The sequence below is a fragment of the Exiguobacterium sp. B2(2022) genome, from assembly GCF_028823655.1.
Classification (GTDB): Bacteria; Bacillota; Bacilli; order Exiguobacteriales; family Exiguobacteriaceae; genus Exiguobacterium; species Exiguobacterium aestuarii_A.
Window position 1 is genome coordinate 1 of record NZ_JAPEHX010000138.1, and the last position, 802, is coordinate 802.

Genomic DNA, 802 nt, shown 5'->3' on the forward strand with positions numbered 1-802 from the left:
CATGATTGTAGAACGATATGTAGGTTTCGATGGCCGACGTGAGTTCGCTATAGGCCTGGAATTCACGCAGGTAGTACATCTCGACTTTCAGGGTACCCCAAAAACCCTCGATCGGGGCGTTGTCGAGACAACGTCCGACCCGGGACATGCTGTGGGTCAGTCCTGCGTCTTCTACTATGCGTTTGAACCCTCTCGATGTGTATTGATACCCTCGGTCGCTATGGATCATCGGACCCGCTCCTGTACGGAGCCCCGCGATCGCTGGCATCATCGTCTGGAAGACGAGTCCGTTGTTGTTGGACTTCCCGACGCGATAGGCGACGATCGAGCCGTCATAGAGGTCGATGATCGCGCTCAGATACGCCTTCCTTCCGGCGCCATATTTAAACTCGGTGACGTCGGTGCACCATTTCTCGTCCGGTCGGGACGCGCTGAATTCCCGGTTCATCAGGTTCTCGGCCACATGCTGCGGGGACGATTTTTTGTACCGCTTTCGCTTCTGGCGGATGACCGAACGAATCTCATGGATGCGCATGAGACGATAGATGCGCTTCTCGTTGTATGCCGGCAGGCCATGCTGGCGTCGTCTGCGGTTGACCGTCATGGTGATCCGTCGATAGCCGTAGGTCCCGTTCACCTGGTCGTAGAGGAGGCGGATGTCCTCCAGTAGGCTCAGGTTCTCCTCCTCGCGTACCGAGACGGTACGCTTCAACCATTTATAGTAGGCGGCCCGTGAGACCTGCGCGATTTCACACAGGAGCACGACCGGGAACGTATCGGTTGTCGACATTTCCTCGATGGC

1 protein-coding gene is annotated in these 802 nt (G+C 56.7%); it reads right to left on the reverse strand.

What is annotated here, in order from left to right; genetic code table 11:
• On the reverse strand, positions 1–802 hold an 802-nt coding region (locus ON063_RS14700; RefSeq protein WP_274665634.1), incomplete at both ends, for an IS3 family transposase.